Raw genomic sequence first — 24,914 nt, 5'->3', positions numbered from 1 at the left:
AAACCTCCTCTGTACCAGTTTGGCCCAGCAATTCACACTGACTACTTCCCGGCACCCGGTCAGTAACGACCCAAAAGGGACAAAAATAAAAGCAAAATGGTTGCTATATTTAATCTTTAAACATCCTAATTAACTACCTGCGGATTTTAGGTATTGTATTTACGAAAAATTGAACTCAACCAAGGTGTTTACGATAGCGAGCAATACAATGAACTCGTTAATTTTTTTCGAAAAGTTGCCGACGCTGATAAAGATCGTTTAGTCTTAAAAAAGCGAAGCTCGGAAGTCCTATAATAATTCGTATCTTGCAGAACTATTGCACGGGGTGCTTAATGTAATCATTAGGCTGAGATAATACCCGACACCTGATTTGGATAATGCCAACGTAGGGATTGCAGCTCGTAAGAATTCCATTTTATGGCTCCATTCTTTTGGCATTGAAAGAATCGGGGCTTTTTTATTTTTTTAACGAATATTAAAATGGAAATTCAAAAATCAGAGCAAGTCCTCATTCCCAAAAAACAACAAAATTGGCAGGATCGACCCGAATGGTTCTTCAATCGTGAACATACTGATACCTACGAACAGTGGTATGAAGGCCGCTATAAGCGTGCAGAAATATGGCAGAAAAAAGTCATGGAACAGCTGGTCTCCAAAGATAAACGCATTAAAACACTGTTGGAGTTCGGATGTGGAACGACTCGTTTTACCCGGTGGTGGAAGGAGATCGGTATCGATGCAACCGGTGGTGACATATCGCCCTTAATGCTGTCGCAGGCTATCCATTTATTCGAAGGAGATCTCGTTATGGCCGACTCGCATCACATGCCCTTTAAAGATCAGACCTTTGATTCGCTCGCCTTCATTACCACATTCGAATATTATAAAGATCCTGTCAAGGTAATACGCGAGGCAGCCCGAGTAGCCAAATACGGTATTGCTATGGGGATGATGAATCGTAATTCTCCTAAAGTGTTTCGCCGAAGAATTCAGCAGGCTATTGGTAAGAATCCTTTTTATGTTACTGCTACGTTTTACACCCCACAGAAACTAATCGCCATTATTGACGAAGCATTGCAAGGTCGTGAATATTCAATTGAGTGGACCTGCACCGGTTTACCGAAATGGTTTCCTGTACAGCAGTGGAGTATCCCTTACGGAGACTTCTTCGGACTGTACGTTAAATTCAACGATGTTCCATGATGAAGAAAGAACTCGGGAAAATACAAAAAGGCTTCTTTGAAGAAACCATCCTGCAACGTTGTGGTTTCGTGCGACCAGAAGTGGTTAATGGACCCGCCTTTGGAGTCGACGTAGCTGTTGTTGATTTACCGAATAACTTAGCGATGGCGACTGCCAGTGACCCCTTGTCTCTTATTCCATCATTAGGATTGGAAGAGTCTGCTTGGCTTTCGGTATACCTGATGGCGAATGATATCGCTACGACGGGCAACCTGCCGATGTATGCACAATTTGTATTGAACCTGCCTGCCGGCTTTTCTAGTGCCGACTTTAAAACGTATTGGAATTATATCGATCATTTCTGTAAAGACCTGAGTGTTGCCATCACGGGCGGACATACGGGATTTATCGAAGGACAGAACTCTACGATTGCCGGAGGCGGAACACTTATTACTATTGGCGAGAAGAAAGATATCCTGACATCGCAGAATGCGAAACCCGGTAATTCGATTCTTGTTACCAAACAATGTGCAATCTCATCGTCGGCTATTTTAGCAAAGAGTTTTCCAGAAACCGTAAAAAATACATTAGGTAAAGAAATTCACGATCGCGGATGTGAACTCTTCTATCGTACGTCGGCTGTAAACGATGCACTAACCGCTGTGGGTAATGACGAAAGACATACTGATGTTATCGCAATGCATGATGTTACGGAAGGCGGCGTTTTAGGAGCTATCTATGAACTGGCTGTAGCCTCTGGTTGTGGGGCACATGTTTATAACGATTTATTGCCCGTCAATCATGTACAGGCGGAAATATGCAAGCTTTTTTCCATCGATCCCCGATATGTAATCGGCGCCGGATCTATGATTATAGCCGTTGAAAAAGGAAGCGAAAAACAAGTAATCGAACGACTTGCACAAGCTCAAATTGAGTGTACGGTGGTAGGTGAGTTGCTTGAGGCTGATCAGGGTATCCGACTTCAAGAAGAGGACGAGACCAACGAGATGCCCTATTTTGAAACCGACCCCTATTGGGCGTCATTTTTTGAAGCAATGAAGAAAGGATGGAAGTAATGGAAGCGAAGAAAATTAGAAACGGAATTTATTTGGTGATTGACCCCTCCATGTCGTCATCGCTTTTATTCAACCGATTAGAAAGGGTGTTGAAGTTGCCTATTTCAGTCGTTCAGATATGGGATCATTGGAATGAAGGTGTCGATAAAGACACAACCATAAACCGGATACTCGACATGTGTATAAAATATGATATTCCGGTTTTAATGAACAATGACTGGACTTTGCTCAAACGTTACCCTTTTGATGGTGTGCACTTTGATGAGCTGCCCGAGAACTTTGATGAAATCAAAAAGGAGTTGAAAAAGACATCTAATACCAAAGAAGCTTATCTCTATGGTATGACTTGTGGCAACGATATGGATGTTATTGATTGGGCAACAAAAAACGGCATGGATTATATTTCCTTCTGTTCCATGTTCCCTTCGGCAACCAGTACCAGCTGCGAGCTCGTATCCTTAGATTCTGTTCGTAGAGCCAGGTCCAAATCTGAACTTCCTATTTTTTTAGCAGGAGGAATACGGCCAGATAATATGGGAAATTTCAAGGAGCTCGACTATCAAGGAATTGCTCTAATATCAGGTATTATGGGTTCCGATAAACCGGAAGAAGCAGTATCAGAATATTTAAAACAACTAAAACAGAATTAAGATGAAACGAACAACAATTGACAAACTATGCTGCCCATTTGACAAGGCAGATCTGAAGATAAAGATTATAGCGCAGGATCTAGACGATAACATCCATGAAGGAGTACTTACATGCGACGAATGCAATCGCTATTACCCAATTATCAATGGGATTCCGATAATGAATCCAGACGAGTACCGTGAGCCACAATTAGAAAAGGCTGCTCTTACACAACAATCAGCTGAGCAATACTTAAAGCCTCCAAAAGTTCATTGACTGAAATCTCCCCAGCCATGAATCTGTCCATTGCATCGCTTATAATTTCTTCCGCCATGATAATCAAATTTTGATGTTACAATTGTTTATTATCGTAACGACCAGTCAGCGCTAATCGCTACAATCTTTTTTAATATTTAACAAATAATTCGTTTTCGAACATTAGCTGTTCGGAAACGAACACTTGTATAGGTAGTATTTTTTATAAAATGCTGATATTTAGCCTAATGTATTTATGGCATAAGCTTGAATACACATAGCTTGTATGGACAGAGCATTACCTAAAAAGAAATGGAATAATAAACGGATAACTACCGTTGCAGGGATCGCGGCTATCATCTTATTGATTGGTGCCAGCTATTACTTTACCAGTGGGAATTCTAGGTTGAACGTAGATCGAGAACGTATCAGCATAGCTGAGGTAAAGAACGGTTCCTTTCGTGAATTTATACCGGTTAATGGTACCGTGCTTCCTATCAGCACCATTTATCTCGATGCATCCGTTGGCGGTCGGGTAGAAGAGAAGTTCGTTGAAGACGGAGCCATCCTCAAAAAAGATGATCCTATTATGCGGTTGTCCAATACTGATCAGGAGCTCAGTCTGGTCAACCAAGAAACGCAGGTACTCAACCTACTAACGCAAATGGAAATTGCGAAAACCAATGCACAGCAGAATACCGTTATGCACCTAAATCAAATGGCCGACGTTGAAAATGCTTATCGCGAAGCCAAACGTGTCTATGACATGAATAAAAAATTATACGATCGGAGAGTCATTTCAAAACAAGAATTTCAAAAGACACTCAACGAATATAATTATCAAAAAGAACGCAAGAAATTAACACAGCAGATTCTTAAACAAGATTCAGTATCTACCCAGCAGTCGTTAAAGCAAAGTCAGCAAACCTATGATCGTACCCGTGCAGCCTTAGAATTGATGCGCCGGAAGGTAGGCGACCTGATCGTCAGAGCACCGGTGGATGGACAACTAACATCCTTTGACGCTGAAATAGGCCAGAGTAAGAATCCCGGAGAGCGTTTAGGACAAATTGATGTTCTCAGTGGTTTTAAAGTCCGCGCCGATATCGATGAGCATTATATTACCAGAATCTACTCCGATCTTGAAGGAGAGTTTACACTTGCCGGAAAATCCTACAAGTTACGCATCAAAAAAGTATATACGCAGGTTACTAATGGTCGTTTTCAAGTAGATATGGAATTTATAGACGACGTGCCGGAAGGTATCCGCCGCGGTCAAACGCTACAAATCCGTTTAGCATTAAGTGATGAAACCAAAGCTCTCTTGATACCTAAAGGTGGATTCTATCAACAGACCGGAGGTAACTGGATCTTCAAACTTGATAAAGACGGGAAATCGGCATACCGTGTCGATATCCAATTAGGAAGACAGAATCCTGATTACTATGAAGTTATCCAAGGATTGGAGCCCGGCGATCAGGTAATCACTTCCAGCTATGAAACCTATGAAAAAGTACAAGAATTAATGATAAAATAGAGGATAATCGAACCAGATATGATAAAAATAACTGATCTTAAAAAATTCTACCGCACCGAAGAGGTAGAAACTATTGCCTTGAACGACCTGTCAATGCAAGTGAAAAAAGGCGAGTTTGTAGCCGTTATGGGACCTTCCGGTTGTGGTAAGTCAACCCTGCTAAATATTATCGGCCTACTGGATGATATGGATGGAGGCAGCTATCTCTTTAATGATATCGAGGTCGCTAAATTTAACGAACGGAAACGCTCAGATCTTCGAAAACATAATATCGGTTTCGTTTTCCAAAGCTTTAATTTAATCGACGAACTAACCGTTTTTGAAAATGTCGAATTACCACTTATCTATACGAAAGTTCCCGCCGCAGAGCGTAAGAAACGAGTAGAAGAGGTTCTCGAAAAAGTTCAGATTATGCACCGTCGTAATCACTTTCCGCAGCAGCTATCGGGGGGGCAACAGCAACGTGTTGCTGTTGCAAGAGCTGTTGTAAACAACCCTAAACTAATCTTAGCCGATGAACCTACTGGTAATCTAGACTCGAACAATGGTAATGAAGTCATGCAACTCCTTACCGAATTGAATGAACAAGGAACTACCATCGTCATGGTGACTCACAGTGAGCACGATGCCCGTTTCAGTGATCGGATTATCCGGATGCTTGATGGGCAGGTCGTAATGGAAGTCGTAGGATAAAAGAAAACCGCTATGAATCATCGCTTTAGCCCCCGTCAGCTCCCAAGCCATCAAAGCAGCCGTTGCCAATCCAGTTGATAGTTTACGAGACGAATAATAATGCAAGAATTATGATAAAGAACTATATAAAAACTGCTTGGAGAAACATTCGGAATAATGTGTTCTATTCCTCTATCAATATTATTGGACTCGCAGTCGGTTTGACGGTCGGTCTACTCATCCTGTTGTGGATACAAAGCGAAATGAGCTATAATCATTTTGATGGCGCCGAACAGAATATATACAAAGTTAACAGTAATATCGAAATGAACGGGGAGGTACAGGTATGGCCATCCACTCCCGGTCCTGTAGCTGCCTACGCCAAAAAAGAAGTGCCCGGAGTAAAGCGTGCGGTTCGAGTTGGAGCAAGCTGGCATTATTCGGTGTTCTCGTATAAAGATGATGTATTCGAAGCGGATCGCATGGCATTTGTTGATCCTGAATTCTTTGATATGTTCCATGCCGACTTTCTAGAGGGTACTGCCAAACAACCTTTTATTGATGACCAGTCTATCATCCTAACAGAGAGCGTTGCGAGAAAATATTTCGGTGATGAGTCTGCTCTCGGCAAAACCATTCAGGGTGATTTCCAAGATAAGTACACCGTTTCTGGTGTCGTTAAGGATCTGTCTGCTAATAATAGTGTCGACTTTGCGATGCTATTTCCGATATCGATTATAGCACATAGTTGGTATCCTAGTAGTTATTGGGAGTCAATAGACACAGACTGGGGGAATTTTAACTATAGAACCTATCTTCAACTAAACCCGAACACTTCATACGTAGAAGTCAGAGATCAATTGTCCGTTATCAATGCACAAAATGATCGTAATGCGAATGCTAACAACGTTGAGCGCGCTTATGAGTTGCAGCAAATCGATCAAATGAACCTATATCATGCGGACGGGTCAGCGTCAGGCATACAGACTGTTCGTATATTTATCATTATTGCCGTGCTGATTCTATTGATCGCAAGTATCAATTACGTTAACTTATCAACCGCTAGAGCCATCGCTCGCGCGAAGGAGGTCAGCATGCGTAAGATTATCGGAGCGCAGAAGAATCAATTGTTTTTTCAATTTATCTTTGAATCTCTCCTTTTTATCATCTTAGCTATCATTATATCGTTCGGTCTGATATTCCTGCTTCTCCCTACTTTTAATTCGATTATTGGAAAAGAGCTACACTTTAATCTGTCAGACCTATCTGTTTGGAAGATTGTCCTTTCCGTGGCTTTATTTACAACCTTGGCGTCATCGGTCTATCCCGCCATCTTACTTTCATCTTTCAAGCCGCTGGAGGCTATAAAAGGAAAGCTTAGTTTTGGCTTAGGTAACAATATCTTTCGCCATATTTTGGTGACCGTTCAGTTTGTCTTCTCTGTCGCTTTAATCATTGGTACTGTTATTATCAGTCAACAGCTAGATTTTCTTCATACCAAAGATCCCGGTTATGATCGCTCCCAGACTTTTACATTTAACGTGCAGGGGGAGATGCAGGAACACATGAATACGGTTAAGTCTGAATTGAATAAACTATCCGAGGTCGAAGGGGTAACCGTGGCAAGTCGCCAGCTTTACAACGTTAATGGCACAACGGGCGACACCGACTGGGAGGGTAGGGACCCTGATAATCACGGGTTCGTTGTTAAAGAGATGTCGATCGACGAAAATTTCATTCCCATGATGCAGATGGAAATGGCAACAGGTTCAAATTTCACAGGTTCGAAAGCCGATTCCACGCATTACATCTTAAATGAAACAGCGATACGTTTGATAGGCCTAAAGAACCCAATCGGAAAACGCTTCGCATTGCACGAAGTAGAAGGTACTATTATTGGCGTCATCAAGGACTTCAATATGCAGTCCATGAAGTTGGCCATAGAACCCCTTGTTATCAGCTATAATCCTTCTGCATCCATTGTTTATGTGAAAACGAAAGGGAAAGATGCTAAAAAGGTAATTGAAACCGCTACAGCCTTATGGAATCAATATAATAGCGGCTTCCCTTTTAAATACACCTTTATGGATGAAGGCTATAATGCCTTGTATACATCTGAACAGCGGACTGCCAAGCTTTTTAATATCTTTTGTATCCTAGCCGTCTTTGTGGCTTGCTTAGGCCTGTTCGGTCTAGCTACTTATACCGCAAAAGTCAGAACAAAGGAAATAGGGGTCCGAAAAGTAGTAGGCGCTTCTGTTCTTCAAATTACCGGCCTTCTTTCCGTAGGCTTTTTAAAGTTGGTTATCATCGCTATTTTAATAGCTTCACCGATCGCCTATTGGGCCATGAATTATTGGCTACAAGACTTTACTTATCGGATCTCTATTGAGTGGAGTGTGTTTGCTATTACCAGTATTGTTACTTTGCTTATCGCACTCATTACCGTCAGCTCCCAAGCCATCAAAGCAGCCATTGCTAATCCGGTTGATAGTTTACGAGACGAATAATAATACAAGAATTATGATAAAGAATCTTTTTAAAATAACCTGGCGAAATTTATTAAAGAACAAGCTATCCTCCATGATTAATATCGGGGGACTGGCTCTTGGTGTTTGCTGCTTCTTTTTACTAAGTACCTATATCATCAATGAGTTACGTTACGATCGTTTCCATAAAAATGCTGACCGAATTGCCTACGTATCATTTGAGTACAAGAATCCAAACGATGCCGAGTTCATTAAATCAGCGGCAACGCCTGTAGCAGTTGTTCCTTCGTTTAAGCAGACCTTCCCTGAGGTAGAAGACGGCGCGCGTATTTACCAGCGTACAGGTGACGGTCAGACGATCAGTGTTAAGTATCAAGACAAGATCCTTAATGAAAGTAGTTTTGTTTTAACTGACGAACCCTTCTTCTCAATCTTCAGTTTTGAATTCATAAGCGGTAACCCAGAGGAAGCACTCAAGGACCCATACTCATTAGTTCTTACTGAATCCTCTGCAAAACAATATTTTGGTGATGAGTCAGCATTAGGCAAAAGCCTCATTATTGACGATGAACCATGGCAGGTAACCGGCGTTATAGAAGATATTCCTCCTTATTCACAACTGCAATTCAACCTTCTCGGATCCTATTCAACTTTACCCAGATCGAAGCAGGAGAATTGGGGAGCTGCTAACGATATATCCTATCTACTACTTCACTCACCCGATCAGTTTGATGATCTCCAACAAAAGATTGGTCAACTTCTTCATGAGAAATATGCAGAGGAAATAGCAGCCGGCTATGAAGTGAAATTTCCTATTCAGAAACTGACCGATGTACGATTACATTCCGATGTTATGCCGGGTATCAAATCCTTGTATCTCTATGTATTAGGAGCCATGGCCATTGCTCTGTTACTAATAGCTTGTATTAACTTCACCAATCTCGTGATGGCTCGTTCGGCAGAGCGATCGCATGAAATCGGAGTAAAAAAAGTAATGGGCGCACTTCGTAAGCATCTGTTCTTTCAGTTTGTTTTTGAATCTTTTATCACTGCTGCGGTCGCACTCATATTGGGTCTCGTGGTGGCTATTGCACTCATACCCATCTTTAATAATTATACAGGGATACAGCTAAGCTTGGCATCTTGGTCGGGTGGATGGTTCCTGATCATCATGTTGCTTCTCTTTGTTGTTATCTCGCTGATTGCAGGTGGGGGACCGGCACTCGTCTTATCGGCACTAAAGCCAACCGATAGTCTAAAGGGGAAAATCCATCAAACTTCGAAGGCTGTTTTGCTTCGGAAAGGCTTGATTGTTTTCCAATTTTGTATTTCTCTATTATTTGTGCTCGGCACGGTTGTCGTTCATCGACAAATGAGTTTTATTCAAAATAAAGATACCGGTGTCAACCGTTCTCAAGTACTCGTGTTAGACGCATCCGATATGTCAAGCTCCAAGTTGCTGTCCTTTAAAAACGAGTTAAACAGTCAATCTGCAATAGCGGGAGTGACCGCATCCTACCATTCACCGGTCGACGTCAAAGGCGGATACAGCTTGTCGGTTGACGAGGAAGCAGGCGATTTTACTCTCAGCGTAACCGCCGTTCCTGTAGAAAAAGACTTCCTTTCCGTTTTTGATATCAACCTAGTCGCGGGTGAGCCTTTTAATCAGGGTGACGTAGACCGTTCGCAATCGGCCGACGACAATCAGGAAGCCGAATATACTTTTGCAATCAATGAAACTGCGTTAAAAGCATTGGAATGGACGCCACAAGAAGCTATAGGTAAATGGGTGAATCTGAATGGCAGACGTGGTAAGATTAAAGCTGTCACAGACGATTTCAATTTCGCTTCATTTCACAATGAAATTGGACCTATTGTTATCTTTCTCGAGTACAATTGGTTCGGTAAAATGTTTATCAAATTGAATCCCACCGGGAAGGTGTCTTCAACTATCGGACAGGTTGAAGCTTTATGGAAAACCCATAATCCTAACAAGCTATTCGATTATCATTTTCTAGACGAAGAATTCGATGCTTTGTATAAATCGGAAGAACAGACTTCTCGTATCCTGACCCTATTTTCAATAGCAACGGTGTTGGTGTCTTGTTTAGGCCTTTTCGCCCTCTCAAGTCTGGTTATCAAACAACGGGTCAAAGAGATTGGCATCCGTAAGGTATTAGGTGCATCCATGACCTCAATCATGAAGCTCATATCGGTCAGCTTTGTTAAACTGGTTATCATCGCCACCGTCATGGCGATCCCACTTGCGTGGTGGTTTTCGAGTTCTTGGTTAGAGGATTTTGTTTATCGAACTGATGTTCCATGGTGGTGGTTTGGACTCGTTGCTCTAATGGCCATTGCTGTAGCGATACTTACGGTTAGCTTCCAAACCATTAAAACCGCTTTAACAAATCCGGTCGATAGTTTACGAGATGAATAAAAATTATGATACTAAATTATATTAAAATAACACTCCGTTATCTCTGGAGAAACCGATTGTTCACCGCACTGAACATTTTGGGCTTAAGCATTGGCATATGCGCCTGTTGGACAATCTTTCGTATAGTCGATTATGAATTTAGTTTTGATAAGAAACATCCCGAAGGGGAGAGGATTTATCAGATTGTAAACCGATCTATCTTTGAAGGAGAAGAAGGTGGTTTTGGTGGTGTTCCGCTTGGAATATTGCCTTCACTTGATGTCAATATCGAGGGACTCGAGTCGGTCGCACCAGTTTATAGCCAATATATGCTTAAGGTTGAGTTGCTAGGGTCGAAGGGCAGCAACCAAACTATAGAAGAGCCCGAGCACATAATTGCTACGCTCCCTAGCTACTTTGAAATGGTTCCCTACCAATGGTTGCTTGGGAATCCTGCATCGGCATTAGATGCGCCTGATCATGTGGTTCTAACGGAGAGTAGGGCACGTCAATACTTTCCAAACCTTCCTATTGAATCAATCGTTCATCAATCGCTGACCTATTATTCAATGAATGATACGGTTGTTCGTCACATATCGGGAGTCGTAAAAGATCTCGATTATCCTAGTAGCTTTACAGCAAAGGAGTTTTACCCCGTTTCCAAAGACGACCTAGCTTCTACCGTATGGATGGGAATGAATTCGAGAAACACCCTGTTTGTCAAGGTGAAAGAGAATCATGGAACAAAAGCCGTCTTAGATTTTATTAATAAAAAGAACGAAGAACTAACACGTGAGTTTCGAGAAAAATTTAAATATGAAGGATGGTTTGAAGCCCTTTCTTTGCAACAAAAACATTTTGCTGCCGAATATTCCGGTGGAGAACGTACGGCGAACAAAAATGTACTCTATGGTTTAATTGGCATAGCATTCTTCTTACTAACCCTTGCTGGAATCAATTACATTAACCTTACTACCGCACAACTGCCTCAACGTTCAAAGGAGATTGGTGTTCGGAAAACATTGGGAAGTAGCCCTCGAGCGCTCACAACCCACTTTATGGTTGAAACCTTTGCGATTGTTCTCTTTGCTTTTTTACTCGCAGTACCGCTATCCTTTCTATTTAGCAAAACATTCGATGAGTTTATTCCAGAAGGACTGACCAAGTTTGATAACTATTCGGCTATGATATTCTTCGCTGTTGGTCTACTATCATTAATTACCTTCTTTTCGGCGTTATATCCAGCTTGGCTAATCACGAAGGTCCGAACTGTGAATGTCCTCAAAGGGCAGGGTGATAAGATACGTGGTGCTCGATTAAGCTTTCGGAAAGCTCTGATTATCTTTCAGTTTGTTATTGCTCAAGTGTTCATCATAGGCGCACTGATAATTGGACAGCAGTTACAATATACCTTGCAAAAAGACATGGGCTTCAATTATGAAGCTGTAATTACTGCCAATATTCCCTACAAGTCGCTTGATAGGAATGTCGATCCACATCTATTTAAACAAAAACTCGAAAAGTATCCCGAAATATCGGCGATTAGCTTGGGTCACTTGCCCCTGAATAATAGCGTGTGGGGTAATGTGCTTTTCTTCGAAAAAGATACTGCCAAAACACAGGTTTCCGTTAATTTTAAATATGGCGATGAAGATTATTTGGACTTTTATAAGTTTAACTTAATTGCTGGTCGACATGCAGTTCCTGCTGATTCTACAAATGAATACATTGTCAATGAGGCATTAGTAAAAGCATTTGGTTTCGAAAACCCCCAACAGGCTATTGGCCAGCTGCTTTATGACGCCGAGCAAAAGGCATATCCGATTGTAGGGGTAGTCGCAGACTTCCATCAACATAATTTTAAATCGAAGATCGAGCCTCTCGTTATTGTGACATCTACAGATCAATTGAATTCCTTTAATATCAAATTATCTTCTTCTCATCCGGCTCAGTGGAACGAAACGATTAAATCGATTGAGAAGGAGTGGAAAACGATTTACCCGAATAGCCCTTTCGAATTCAAGTTCTATGATGAAACTATTGAGAATCTTTATGAGACTGAACAGAAAACTGCCAAGCTGATTACCTTAGCAACTACAGTCTGCATCATTATTAGTTGCCTAGGGCTTTTTGGTTTAGCTACGTTAACTGCCTTCCAACGAACCAAGGAGATTGGAGTTCGCAAAGTACTCGGAGCGTCTATTTCTGGAATCGTTCGATTACTCTCTACCGACTTCGTTAAACTCGTCTTGATCGCTATCCTTATTGCATCCCCAATAGCCTGGTGGGCGATGAACAAATGGCTGGAAGACTTTGCATACCGTATTGAAATACAATGGTGGATGTTTGCTATAGCAGGTATATTAGCTATAACTATTGCTCTTATTACCGTCAGTTCACAAGCCATTAAAGCAGCAGTTGCTAATCCTGTCGACAGTTTACGAGACGAATAAAAGAAACCGATTATGATTTGGAATTATTTTAAAACAGCTTGGCGGACTTTGTTGAAAAACAAAGTAAGCACCTTTATCAATGTACTTGGGCTTACCGTTGGTATTTGTGCATGTATGCTTGTAACCACGGTGGTCTTAGACGAAATTTCTTATGACAGTCACTGGAAGCATGCTGATAATCTATATCGAATCGTTTCAGTACACCCTGACCAAGCAGATGGTTCGCATAAGAGCGGTGCAGCATATGTTGGCTTAGCCCCTGAACTCCAGCGCAACTTTCCTGAAGTTATAGACTATAGCGAACTGTACATATCGCCCATCCAACTCAAAATTAATAAGCAAGATAGCGAACCTTTTAATTCGGTTATGCTGTATACTGATACGTCAGTCCAAAACTTATTAGATATTAACCTTTTACAACAAGGAGATCTAGCACCGTCGTCAGAAACCAGCAAGATCATTATTTCCAAAAGCTTCAAAGAAAATTATTTTCCGAACACCGATCCCGTTGGAAAGATACTTTATGATGTACCTAGATATGAAGCGGCAGCTAATGAATATTTAATAGCCGGAGTGATGGATGATATGCCTGCAAACACGCATTTGCGGGCTGATCTGGTACTAATTCAGAACAGAAGTATACAAGAATTAAACAAAGACGATTGGGGGCGCTACGTTCGGCATTATTTATTGCTTCGCGAGGGAACCGATTACCGTGCTTTTGCAGAAAAAGTAAACACCTGGTACAAAAATAATACATCAAGAAAACATGTCACTCAGTTTGAATTTCAACCAATTCAGGACGTTTATCTTAAAAGTGATTTTCCTGCATATCAGATTATAAAAGGCAATATTCAGCATATTTATATCTTCTCAGGCGTTGCGATACTCTTACTGCTGATAGCCTGCATAAACTACGTAAATCTCAGTACGGCTCGGGCGCTCAGTCGCCGTAAAGAAACAGGTGTGCGCAAAGTGTTAGGCGCCTCACGTGCGTACATTATTACGCAATTTCTAATAGAATCCTTACTGACCTTCGGTATCGCTACTTGTATAGCTTTCGTGCTTTATCAATTATCAATTTCTCCATTGGAAGCGTTCATTGGCCACCCTCTAGCAGTAACATTGAATGCAGGATGGCAATATATCGCTGGCGGCGGGCTGAGTATTTTGTTTATCTGTTTGTTGACAGGACTGTATCCTGCATGGCTTATTTCCGGATTCAAAGGGAGCGGCACATTAAACAAGCTTTTACAGACAACCAATCGGAATCATAATTGGTTAAGAAAAAGCTTGGTTGTCGCACAGTTTTCTATATCCATCGTAATTGTCGTAGCCATGCTGATCGTACAGCAACAGGTTAATTTCATGAAAAATAAAGATGTTGGTTTTAATGCTGACGGCTTAATCAGCATTAACCATGTTTCCTTTGAAAATAATCTCGATGCGCTGAAAACGGAGATCAAAAGAGATCCTAGCGTAATTTCATTAAGCATCAGCAGCTGGCTACCATCCGACGGTGCAGGTTATATGGTTAAAACGATCGACAATCCTCTCAACCCGGGCGAGAAACAAGAACTTTGGTATATAGCCGGTGATCCTAATTTGGCAGAAACTCTGGGATTGCAATTAACTGACGGACGCTTCTTGAGTTCAGCGATCTCATCAGACGCACTGGAGGCAACTGACTTAGAAGCTGAAGTTAATGCAACGAGGCCAGCTATTATGACTCGAGGTACCTTTGATGCCCTTCAGATCAACTCGTTAAATCAACCTTTTGAAGAGGCGAAGATATTGCCAGTTGGCATTGTAGAAGATTTCAATAGTGAATCTTTGCATAAGACCCTGATGCCAACCGTTATCGTAGCATACAAAAATCCTCCCTACGGTGCCTTATTGATCAGGGTCAAACCAGGCACCGAACATCAGGTGATGAAATCAGTCGCTTCAACATGGCGTGAAATGTACCCTGAGAAATTTCTCGATATGTCGATGGTGAAAGAAACTCTGGAGTCGCAATACAAAGCAGAAGAAAAGCTCCGGACTTTATTTACTGCGTTTAGTCTTCTAACGATGTTATTAGCGGCATTAGGTGTCTTCGGTTTGGTAGTTCACGCAGTCAGCTTACGATTCAGAGAAATAGGAGTTCGAAAAGTGTTAGGAGCGTCGGTGTCAGGTATTGCGACGATGTTATCGAAAGATTTTATCAAACCAGTATTTCTTGCCATTCTCATCGCATCCCCAATAGCCTGGTGGGCGATGAACAAATGGCTGGAAGACTTTGCATACCGTATTGAAATACAATGGTGGATGTTTGCTTTAGCTGGTCTGGGCGCAATACTAATAGCTTTAATAACAGTTAGTTCACAAGCGATTAAAGCAGCGATAGCAAATCCGGTGGATAGTCTACGAGATGAATAATTTATACAGATTAATGTGATGTCATGATTAAGAATTTTTTAAAATAGCTTGGAGGAATCTAAAGAGGAGTAAGCACTTTACCTTCATTAATATCATTGGATTGGCAATTGGTATGGCTGCTGCTATGCTGATTTTGATGTGGGTAAAAAATGAAGTTAGTTTGAAATACTTAGTCGGTGTTGTTCGAGATGTTATCCCCAATTTGTCACCGAGAAGCTTGGGTTTGATATACAAATACCGTCTCTAAAAGAAAAAAGATTAAAATTAAAAAAATCTTTCAGAATAAATTTTAATATCGCAATATTGCGATATTAAAACATGCAATATGGGAATCACCAAGACTGAGATCTTTACAGAAGATCAAAATAAACTAGCCTCGCTTTTTAAAGTCCTAGGGCACCCTGCTAGAATAGCGATTCTCCAGTATATTATTGATCAGAATACGTGTATTTGTAATGACCTTGTCGATGAACTGGGTCTAGCTCAAGCAACAATCTCTCAGCACCTTAAAGAGCTGAAATCAATTGGAGTTATTCAAGGGACGATAGAAGGGAAGTCAGTATGTTATTGTATTGACGAACAGGTGTGGAATCAAATAAAAAACGAATCAAATCTATTCTTCGAGCAAGATGTTAAAGTCAATTCCTGCTGCTAAAATATTTCTATTATGAAACTATCAGAAATCAAAAGAATCTTACCAACATTAGAGAATGTTGAATTCCAATTAGAAAACGGAGCTATTGTTCCTGAGCACTTTCACGTTACAGAGGTTGGGCTGATCACTAAAAAGTTTATCGACTGCGGTGGTGTTACGCGCAATGAAAAAGTTGTTAATTTCCAACTTTGGAATGCTAATGACCTTGAACATCGCTTAAAACCAGGTAAGCTTCTTAATATCATCGAGTTGTCAGAAAACAAGCTAGGTATTGAGGATGCTGAAATAGAAGTAGAGTATCAAGCAGAAACGATCGGCAAGTACGACTTAGATTTTAACGGAAAACACTTCATCCTTAAAAATAAACAAACAGCTTGTCTGGCAGAGGACGCTTGTGGTATACCTCCAGTAGAATCAACTGAAAAGCCGAAAATTCAACTGGTGTCAATCGGAAATACCTGTACTCCGGGATCTGGGTGTTGTTAGTTAGATATTTAAACGGGATATTAATGGGTTTTTAACAAATTGCCTATTTCTCTCTAGAGTAAAATGCTGCGCGGTATTCAAGAGGTAGTCGGTGTGAAAACATAATTACTTCAATTTTGATACTCATAAATCATTCTACTGCAATCAAACACTTTTTACTTCTTCTCTAAGAAACGATTGAGAGAATAAAGAATAATTACTGTAATAATCTCTCGAAAAATTGGATTTCTGTATGAATGGCTGACGAGGAAACGGCTTGATTCAGAACCAGCGATAAGCGGTAACTACGTTGACCTGATGGACAGTAGTAAAATATATAACCGGAAATATCTGGAAGCGAAAAACCGACTCCAGACAGGATGAACCGGTTTGTCAATTTGCTCTACGAAGCAGGAAAAGAGCCCGCATCAGAAGTATTGGAGGAAGACAGACATTTATTGTCGATAAGAGTCATTAAAAGTAATAATATTATCTGAATCGATGAGAAAGTTTGTCGTGAATTAGTTCTGAAAGCTGCTGTCTTTTTCGAGAGATTATAAATCGGATAATTCCTTGAATTTTTCTTTGATATAGAGTATAAGGTCGTAATGTGATGCAGATTTGATCCAGTCATAATCAGGACGATATTTCAGCATAAAATCGTTTAGTTCGTTTCCGTCAAGACCGGTTACTTCTTTTACTAACGGTTTATTGAAGAAGGAATCTACCTCCTCCATTTCGTATTCGCTTTCCAACATCTTCTGCAATCGCCGTGCATCTTTTCCTTCGTTGCTGAGAGCACTAAATAACTTGTTGATATTGACCGCTACCCCCAGCGGCGCCACTTGGATCATATCTTCTCTGTCGCCCTTCCAGAAAATGCTTTTATACGCCTCTTTATTTGCTTGATATCGTTCTAAAGGAGAAATTCGCTCTGCAGTTATGGTAACGGACTTTAGCGTTACCGTTGTGTCAGAAAGATTTAAGGTGACCTCGTCATCAACGTTTTGCGCAAAACACAAGGAATGAACCAGGCCGAATAAAATACAGAGAAGTAGTCGTTTATCGCGCAACATCAAATTAGGTATATTGATGTTACGAATTTGATAATTATTTCATTATTTAGGTGTTAAAAGATGTTAAGCTTTAGTTTGAACGGAAGTGCCGACTCGACCCCTTACCCGCCACAAAGACTCGTATCCTCACTCACCGTTATCACTTCTTTTACCTCAATATAAGACATTTCATGTGGTTCATCTTCTTTGGGGTCGCGAATGACGCCTTCTAATTCAACATAGATCGGAACGTATGGATCCTCGAAATTAAATGAGATGTATTTCTCTTCAAGCTCCTGATCCGAAATCACGTACATGTCGCCCGTAGTGCAATCTTCCAGCATATTCGTTTGGTCTCCGTAAGTATATATTCCTTTGATGGTGTCTCCACCAGAGCCGCAGCCAGATAATAATGCAATCATAACAACCATCAATGCACTTAACCAATTTCTTTGCTTCATAACTTTTAGCTTTTCATCAAAATAACCAATAATCACTACAAACAGAACGGCATTTTGTTGGCAATTGCTACGTAATAATTAACACACTTTAACAGAAATGTGCTATTATGAACGAATAATGTTCAAGATATTTGATCTTGTAAATTCCATTAAACCTTATGAAACCATTTCTCCTGTTCGTGTTTATTAACCTATCCGTAACCTTTGCCTATGCCCAACCTCAATCCACCGTAGGGTTGATTACAGACCATACCGGCGAACCCATTCCTTTTGCAAGTATTTACCAGACCGAGAGTAATGTTGGGGCTTCGGCCAACGGCGAGGGTGTTTTTAGGCTGACTTTGCCAGTCGGAAAACATCAGTTGGTAGCGTCGGCAGTCGGTTACAGTCCTACAACTATAAACATAGAGGTACCAAGCACCGACTCGATCCGAATCCGACTAAACAAGGAAAACTATGTTCTTGAGGAGGTCGTGATTGGCAATGGTGAAGATCCTGCTTATGAAATGATCAGGAAAGCGATTAAGAAAAGGAAAACCCATCTAAACCAGTCGGGTCCCTACACCGCACAGGTGTATATCAAGGGGCTGCAGCGAATGTTGAAGGCGCCAAAAAAGTTTTTCGGTGTCGATTTGGACAAGGTGGGCAGAGAAATGGGGCTTGATTCTAACCGCAGAGGGATCATCTACCTCTCGGAGTCGGAATCTGAAATTACGGTCGATCCGCCATCGCATTTCAAGGAGGAGATGATCAGCTCGAAGGTGTCGGGGAGTAATCGTGCTTTTAGCTTTAACCGGGCGTCAGATCTGCAATTGAACTTCTACGAAAATCATCAGCCAATTTTCGAAGGTCTTAGCAGTAGGCCTTTTGTATCGCCAATTGCCGATAATGCCTTCTCGTATTACGAATATAAATACCTCGGTTCGAGCGAAGAAGCTGGCCTGGTCATCAATAAAATTAAGGTGATTCCCAAAAGGAAAGCTGAACCTCTGTACAAAGGAGATATCTATATCGTCGAAGATGAATGGCGAATCTATAGCGTTAACCTGCTATTGGACAATGAGTCGAGCATTAACATCGTAGATTCACTGAACATCAAACAGTTGTTTACACCGCTAGACGATGAAGTATGGATGCCGGCTAATACGCAACTGGACTTTAAAGTGGGTATTTTGGGATTTAATGTTGGGGGTTACTTTTCAGCGATTTACCAGGATTATGAACTGCTGGGTGATGTTGATCCGAAGCTCTTTCGGGAGGCGCTGCGTATCGAAGAGGATATCAATAAGAAGAATAGTGATTATTGGGTCGACAATCGTCCGATACCGCTTACGGAAGAGGAGAGTAGAGATTATGTTTTCAAAGACAGCATTCGCCGGAGAAATGAATCTAAAGAATACCTAGACTCTGTTGATCGTGAATCGAATAAGTTCAAGCCACTTGGCTTCTTGACTGGAGGGTATAGTCATAGTAACCGCTATAAGAAAGAGTATTTTCATTTTTCATCGCCCATAACTTCACTGCTCTATAACACGGTGGAAGGTCTGGCCATCAATTACGGCTTGAGCTATTCAAAGGAAGTTGACACAACGTTGAACCGCTATCTTAATCTGTCGGCACGTGTCCGCTATGGTTTTGCTAATGAGCGACTGAATGCGAATGCGACGGCTCGGATTCCGGTCAAAAAGCATGATTTTACCCTGTCGGGAGGCTCGGATGTGGTCGACTTGAATCCTCTGCAATCGCTTCCATTTTTGTTTAATACCGTTACGACACTGGCTTTGGGTGAAAACTATAAGAAGCTCTACGAAAAGCAGTTTGCTGCTATAGCATGGAGCTATACTTTTCCAGGCAACATTCGTGTAAGCAGCGGGGTCGATTGGGAGAGTAGGCATTGGTTGCCGAATGCTACGGATTTTACATTGTGGGATCGGAACCGCGATAAGCTTACCTCAAATAATCCTTTTACTCCCGAAACGGATGTTCCTGTTTTTGATGATCACCGGGCTTTTAAAGCTCACATGTCACTCTCGTATGATTTTTCTAATCGTTATGAAACCTATCCGTCGGGCCGGAGATATCTTTCTTCAAAATATCCACGGCTGACGGTGAAGTACACAAAGGGAATCAAAGAGGTCTTGGGGTCGGATGTCGATTATGATTTGGTTTCCGCCAGTGTGTACAAGAGCAACATACCGCTGGGAATGTCCGGCAAGCTGGCTTTTACAATTGAAGCTGGAACATTTTTGAATAATAACCAATTGTTTTATCCTGATTTTAAGCATTTCAATGGCAACGAAATTTTACTGGTAGATCAGCAGCTGACTTCTTTTCTGAACCTCGACTATTACCAACACAGGACAAAAAATAGTTTTCTTCAAGCGCATACAGAATACAACCTTTCTGGGATGCTGACCAGCAAGGTGCCGCTATTGCGGAAGCTTAAATTAGATGAGATTATCGGGCTGCATTATCTGCACACTTCCGAGCTCAACCATTACGGTGAGGTTCACCTAGGCCTGCAATGGAAGGCTTTGCGGGTGATGTACAGTCGTTCTTTGAGCGATCAACACGTGCTCGACGGGAAGAGCGCGATCCGCGTGGGGATTAAGTTGTTTTAATATGTTCGCTAATGAACGCTCGTTTGTTCGCTATCGAACACTTGTTTACCTTCGTTTATTTGTAGATAACTGTTTATAAGCGATTTATGTTTTTGGTACGTTTGTTTGTTCTTCATCAAGAATAAATATTGGAACCAGTGTAACAATTAAAAAAACTAACACTCAAATCATTAATCAATTTTAAATGCAACAAACTGATGAAAACAATATCGAAACAAATAGCCGGAACCGTGATGGCGATCTTTCTGCTGGTCGGCTCAGTCGGCTGCGCATTTAGCACGAATAATTCGATTTCATTTACGGGCGGGAATGATGCGATCTTGATGACTACGAAGGAGTTTTCTACCTCAGAGATTAAGGCTCTGGTCGTAAATACTTCGGGCGGCTCCATCCAGGTTGACGGCAGTGCAGGTAGTAAAACGACGGTAGAAATGCATGTGCGACCAAATAATAATCGTAACCTCTCAAAGTCCGAGATCCAAGAAATCCTGGATCGTGATTATGAAATCTCGATTGTGCAAAACGGGGGCACTATTGAAGCTTACGCGAAAAGGAAAAATAAAACCAACTGGCGTAACGGCATCAGTATATCATTTCGCGTGCTTACAGGTACGAATGTTACGACCGACTTGAATACGAGCGGCGGCAGTATCAGAATCGCTAATCTGAATGGAAGGCAGAATTTTAAAACCAGTGGAGGTAGTCTAACTGTTAGCAATGTTGACGGACAGATCAATGGTAAGACAAGCGGCGGCAGCATAAAAGCGAAGAACCTGGATGGAGATATTCAGTTGTCTACGTCTGGCGGATCGATCCGTCTGGAAAACCTATCGGGAGACATTGAGGCACAAACCAGTGGTGGAAGCATCAAAGGTGATCACATAAGCGGTAACTTATATGCGAAGACATCGGGTGGAAGCATTAACTTCGATAACCTTTCGTGTATATTAGACGCAGGAACATCGGGAGGCAGCGCTACCGCTAGTTTCAACGAGCTTCTTGGAGCGGTAAATTTGACGACATCAGCAGGGTCTGTGAACTTGACAATCCCAAGGAACTCGGCGGCCGATCTGAACCTAAAAGGAATGCGTGTAAGCACAGATAATCTTAATAATTTCAATGGTACTAATAGCAAGGGGAAACTGACCGGAACTATCAATGGTGGTGGGCACCAAATTTCTGCATCCACCAGCGCCGGATCGGTGAACCTGCGATTCAATTAGTGAGTGTTTTATGTTTTATGTGTAAAAAAGGAGCGTTACGCTCCTTTTTTTGTTTCCATAGTCCATTATTCTTAAATGGTTTTAACCTAGTTGTATATAAACCTTGAATTAACTATAGACAACCAGTAGTTAAACAGTGGTCAAGCAGATCTTTTACCACTGGTTGAGGACTGTTTGATCACTGCTTGACCACTGGTTGATGACTGTTCATATCGAGTAAATCTAGAATGACAGTTAAAGTAAATAGAATATATTGATCATTGATTTTCGTTAAGGTTAAATATTGTTCTGTTACGGTGAGGATGGTAATTTTATTTATCTTTGAATTTGCTATTTACGATGAGTAGATACACGAGCCAATACTACTAAATGAACCGATATTTACTTTTTCTTATTTCCTTCCTTTGTTTTTCCTGTTTGGCAGTCCATGCACAGCGTACGATTGCCGTGCCTCAGATTATCAATTATTCCAATGAATTGTATAAGGGTGGTTTGCAGAACTGGAGTGTGGATCAGGACGCTAGCGGATTGATGTATTTTGGGAATAATGAGGGGCTGATGGTGTTTGATGGCTATCATTGGCTTTCATACCCGCTGCCGAATAATACGATCGTGCGTTCGGTGGCTGTCGACAGCTCGAATCGGATTTTTGTGGGCGGACAGGACGAGTTGGGTTATTTTGAAGCGAATGAGGTAGGGGAATTGGTTTATCACTCTTTGGTGTCACTAATTGTAGAGTCAGAGCAGGAATTTGCAGATGTATGGCGTATTGAGATTATGGATGACGGGGTTTTCTTTATGACGAATAACCGTATTTTTCGCTATCACGGACAACAGTTTTCAGTCGACAAGCCGAAAAACACTTGGCAATATATGGGGGAAGTGAATGGAGAACTTTATGCGCAAGGACTGGGGCAGGGTTTAATGCGATATGATGCAGGTTTTTGGAAGCCGCTAACAAATCATGAAGCCTTGGAAAGTTCACCGATTACGCACATGCTTCCTTACCGCGGGGATACGGTATTGGTTACAACCTTGAAAAGCGGACTTTTTTACTTGGTGGGAGAGCAGTTGATTAGAAAGCAGACCGAAGTGGACGACCTGCTATCGACGAGCAGGGTGTTTTGTGCGGCAAGGATTTCGGACGAGCTTTTTGCATTGGGGACTACTTCTTCTGGTTTACTGGTTATGGATAGAAGTGGAGCGGTGAGACAGAAATATGTATATGGCGAGGGATTGCAGAAGAACAATGTTCGTGATGTTTTTGTGGATCGTGACGATAATGTCTGGCTGGCGCTTGATGATGGAATTGATTTCATTGCGATCAATAGTGCAATCAAATACATTCATCCCGATGTGGATAATCCGATCAGTACCTACGCTATGCAAATAATCGAACAGAAACTTTATGTAGGTACATCGAATGGATTGTATGCCAGTGAACTGCCGACGGCTAGTCAGGGTGACATTGGTATGGCGCCATCACGTTTCAGAAAGGTGTCTGGGACGGATGGTCAGGTGTGGGGACTGGATGTGGTGAACGGTGAGTTGCTAATGGGGCATGAAGACGGTGCCTTTCATATCAGTGGATATGGCGCAGAGAATATTTATTCCATCCCGGGGACTTGGTTGTTCAAGCCGGTATCTCGTGTATATCCGTCGCAGACAATCATCGCGGGAACCTATTGGGGGCTTCAGCATATTAGTTTTAAGGATGGACGATTTCAAGATCCGCAGCAGGTGGTGGGATCGAATGAGTCATTGCGCTTTATCCATTTTGATGAGCGGGAAAATGCGGTCTGGGTATCACATCCTTATCGCGGTGTATTTAAACTGTTCCTGTCGCCCGATTGGAAAAAAGTACTCAAGCAGAAGGAGTATGGTGTCGATGAAGGCTTAAGTTCGCCTCTCAATAATTTTGTTTTCTATATCAAAAACAGCATTCTTGTGTCAGCGGCCGATGGTATTTATGAGTATGATATCACGCAAGACCAATTTGTGGCGTCCGATCTCTACAGGCCTTTGCAGGGCATTCCTGTGCAGTATATGTATGAAGACAAATCGGGTAATATTTGGTTTGTGAGTAAAAAGAAATTGGGTTTGTTGGATTTCAGCAGACCAGTCGGAAAGGTGCCCTATAGCATTGTGTATTTTCCTGAACTGAACAATAAGGTACTGGGCGGCTATGAGTCGGTTTACATGGTCGATAATGATCATATTTTTGTCGGGGCCGATAAGGGCGGAATTCTACTGAATTACAATCGTTATAAGGAGCGGACTGCCAAGCCTAATATCTTATTGAGAAGTGTGAAGGCGCTCGACAATGAGATGAACGAATTGGTTCTTTTTGGTGGTTATGGTGCATTTCCGGACGAGAATCCGAAGTTGGGCTATCGGCGGAGTACATTGCAATTTATCTTTGCCAGTACGCCTTACGACCAGCTCGGAAATGTGGAGTTCAGCTACATGATGGAGGGAATGGATAAAAATTGGTCGACTTGGAGTGATCGGAGTGATAAGGAATATACCAATCTTTCGCCTGGAACCTATACCTTCCACGTCAAATCACGCAATAGCAAAGGCAGTGAATCTGGGGTGCTGTCTTATTCGTTTTATGTTCTGCCGGCATGGTATGCCAATACCATCAGCTATATCATTTATGCGCTGATCTTCCTGACGATTCTGTATTATTATATCAAAAGGCAAAAACGGAAATTGACTGAAAAGCACGGGAAAGAGTTGTACCTGCACCAGCTGGAACTGGATCAACGGGAGAAAGAGGTGGTACGTCTGCGAAATGAGAAGTTGAAAGCAGATCTGGATTTTAAGAACCGTGAACTGGTAAACATGACGATGCACTTGGTGCAACGCGGTGAGGTGTTGTCAAAGATCAAAGATAAGATCAGCGAAATCACCAAGAAACAGCACGACGGTGTGGAAACCACCGGAGCTAGACAGCTGATGCGACTGATTAAATCGGCCGAGCGCATGGATGACGATTGGGAAAACTTTAGCATTCATTTCAATAATGCAAACGAAGGCTTCTTCGCTAAGCTCAAGGAAAAGCATCCAGACCTTACCTCGAATGAGTTGAAGCTCTGTGCCTACCTTAGGATGAACTTATCGTCTAAGGAAATTGCCCAGCTGATGAATATTACCCTCAAAGGTGTGGAAGTAGGCCGCTATCGCCTTCGAAAGAAACTGGGAATCGACTCAGAAACTAACCTACACACCTATCTTATGCAATTTGTAGGAGAATAGAGTTTCTCGTTTTTTAATTCACTGATATATAGTTTAATA

The 24,914-nt window shown here is 41.7% G+C and carries 18 protein-coding genes and 1 riboswitch; of the genes, 16 read left to right on the top strand and 2 right to left on the bottom strand.

Features of this window, described 5'->3' with window-relative positions:
• Nucleotides 1-153 precede the first annotated feature (153 nt).
• From WKR92_RS14610 to WKR92_RS01350, 13 genes are all read left to right on the top strand, one after another.
• Complete coding sequence (locus WKR92_RS14610; protein WP_511261552.1) at nt 154-294, top strand: DUF3858 domain-containing protein; 141 nt, start codon at nt 154-156, stop codon at nt 292-294.
• Nucleotides 295-311: 17 nt separating this feature from the next.
• A riboswitch (TPP riboswitch) is annotated at nt 312-410 on the top strand.
• A gap of 70 nt (nt 411-480) precedes the next feature.
• Nucleotides 481-1,203, top strand: coding sequence for a class I SAM-dependent methyltransferase (locus WKR92_RS01405; protein ID WP_375556057.1), 723 nt, complete (start codon nt 481-483; stop codon nt 1,201-1,203).
• The gene (locus WKR92_RS01400; RefSeq protein WP_375556056.1) at nt 1,200-2,258 is read left to right on the top strand and encodes an AIR synthase family protein; all 1,059 of its coding nucleotides are present in this window, start codon (nt 1,200-1,202) and stop codon (nt 2,256-2,258) included. Before WKR92_RS01405 ends, WKR92_RS01400 begins: the two co-directional genes overlap by 4 nt.
• A complete protein-coding gene (locus tag WKR92_RS01395) occupies nt 2,258-2,908 on the top strand; it encodes a thiamine phosphate synthase (RefSeq protein ID WP_375556055.1) in 651 nt (216 codons plus the stop codon). The genes WKR92_RS01400 and WKR92_RS01395 overlap by 1 nt, the downstream gene beginning before the upstream one ends.
• 1 nt (nt 2,909) lies before the next feature.
• Nucleotides 2,910-3,164, top strand: coding sequence for a Trm112 family protein (locus tag WKR92_RS01390; protein ID WP_375556054.1), 255 nt, complete (start codon nt 2,910-2,912; stop codon nt 3,162-3,164).
• Between the two features lie 265 nt (nt 3,165-3,429).
• The gene (locus WKR92_RS01385; RefSeq protein WP_375556053.1) at nt 3,430-4,680 is read left to right on the top strand and encodes an efflux RND transporter periplasmic adaptor subunit; all 1,251 of its coding nucleotides are present in this window, start codon (nt 3,430-3,432) and stop codon (nt 4,678-4,680) included.
• Nucleotides 4,681-4,698: 18 nt separating this feature from the next.
• Complete coding sequence (locus WKR92_RS01380; protein ID WP_375556052.1) at nt 4,699-5,373, top strand: ABC transporter ATP-binding protein; 675 nt, start codon at nt 4,699-4,701, stop codon at nt 5,371-5,373.
• A 110-nt stretch (nt 5,374-5,483) separates the two neighbouring features.
• Nucleotides 5,484-7,862: an ABC transporter permease gene (locus tag WKR92_RS01375; protein WP_375556051.1), complete on the top strand. Its 2,379-nt coding sequence runs from the start codon at nt 5,484-5,486 to the stop codon at nt 7,860-7,862.
• A 13-nt stretch (nt 7,863-7,875) separates the two neighbouring features.
• Nucleotides 7,876-10,281, top strand: coding sequence for an ABC transporter permease (locus WKR92_RS01370; RefSeq protein ID WP_375556050.1), 2,406 nt, complete (start codon nt 7,876-7,878; stop codon nt 10,279-10,281).
• A 5-nt stretch (nt 10,282-10,286) separates the two neighbouring features.
• Nucleotides 10,287-12,713 carry an ABC transporter permease gene (locus tag WKR92_RS01365; RefSeq protein WP_375556049.1) on the top strand — a complete coding sequence of 809 codons (2,427 nt, stop codon included), beginning with the start codon at nt 10,287-10,289 and terminating at the stop codon, nt 12,711-12,713.
• Between the two features lie 12 nt (nt 12,714-12,725).
• The gene (locus WKR92_RS01360) at nt 12,726-15,134 is read left to right on the top strand and encodes an ABC transporter permease (RefSeq protein WP_375556048.1); all 2,409 of its coding nucleotides are present in this window, start codon (nt 12,726-12,728) and stop codon (nt 15,132-15,134) included.
• A 325-nt stretch (nt 15,135-15,459) separates the two neighbouring features.
• Nucleotides 15,460-15,789: an ArsR/SmtB family transcription factor gene (locus WKR92_RS01355; protein ID WP_375556047.1), complete on the top strand. Its 330-nt coding sequence runs from the start codon at nt 15,460-15,462 to the stop codon at nt 15,787-15,789.
• Between the two features lie 12 nt (nt 15,790-15,801).
• Complete coding sequence (locus WKR92_RS01350) at nt 15,802-16,275, top strand: DUF6428 family protein (RefSeq protein WP_375556046.1); 474 nt, start codon at nt 15,802-15,804, stop codon at nt 16,273-16,275.
• A 533-nt stretch (nt 16,276-16,808) separates the two neighbouring features.
• Here WKR92_RS01350 and WKR92_RS01345 read toward each other — a convergent pair.
• Together WKR92_RS01345 and WKR92_RS01340 are read right to left on the bottom strand one after the other, a co-directional pair.
• Nucleotides 16,809-17,330, bottom strand: a complete 522-nt coding sequence (locus tag WKR92_RS01345) for a hypothetical protein (protein ID WP_375556045.1) — start codon at nt 17,328-17,330, stop codon at nt 16,809-16,811.
• Between the two features lie 101 nt (nt 17,331-17,431).
• Entirely contained in the window at nt 17,432-17,770 is a 339-nt protein-coding gene (locus WKR92_RS01340) for a hypothetical protein (protein ID WP_375556044.1), read from the bottom strand.
• A gap of 158 nt (nt 17,771-17,928) precedes the next feature.
• Between WKR92_RS01340 and WKR92_RS01335 the strand changes: the two genes are divergently transcribed.
• The 3 genes from WKR92_RS01335 to WKR92_RS01325 all read left to right on the top strand — a co-directional run bounded on the left by WKR92_RS01335 (nt 17,929) and on the right by WKR92_RS01325 (nt 24,875).
• Nucleotides 17,929-20,391 (top strand): DUF5686 and carboxypeptidase regulatory-like domain-containing protein, encoded by a 2,463-nt coding sequence (locus tag WKR92_RS01335; protein ID WP_375556043.1) that lies wholly within the window; start codon nt 17,929-17,931, stop codon nt 20,389-20,391.
• Between the two features lie 197 nt (nt 20,392-20,588).
• On the top strand, nt 20,589-21,614 hold the full coding sequence (locus WKR92_RS01330) for a DUF4097 family beta strand repeat-containing protein (protein WP_375556042.1): 1,026 nt from the start codon (nt 20,589-20,591) through the stop codon (nt 21,612-21,614).
• A gap of 369 nt (nt 21,615-21,983) precedes the next feature.
• The gene (locus WKR92_RS01325) at nt 21,984-24,875 is read left to right on the top strand and encodes a triple tyrosine motif-containing protein (RefSeq protein WP_375556041.1); all 2,892 of its coding nucleotides are present in this window, start codon (nt 21,984-21,986) and stop codon (nt 24,873-24,875) included.
• Nucleotides 24,876-24,914: the final 39 nt, after the last annotated feature.

This window comes from Albibacterium profundi, from assembly GCF_042159835.1.
GTDB classification, from domain to species: Bacteria; Bacteroidota; Bacteroidia; order Sphingobacteriales; family Sphingobacteriaceae; genus Albibacterium; species Albibacterium profundi.
This window is presented reverse-complemented; position numbering and strand designations above follow the sequence as displayed.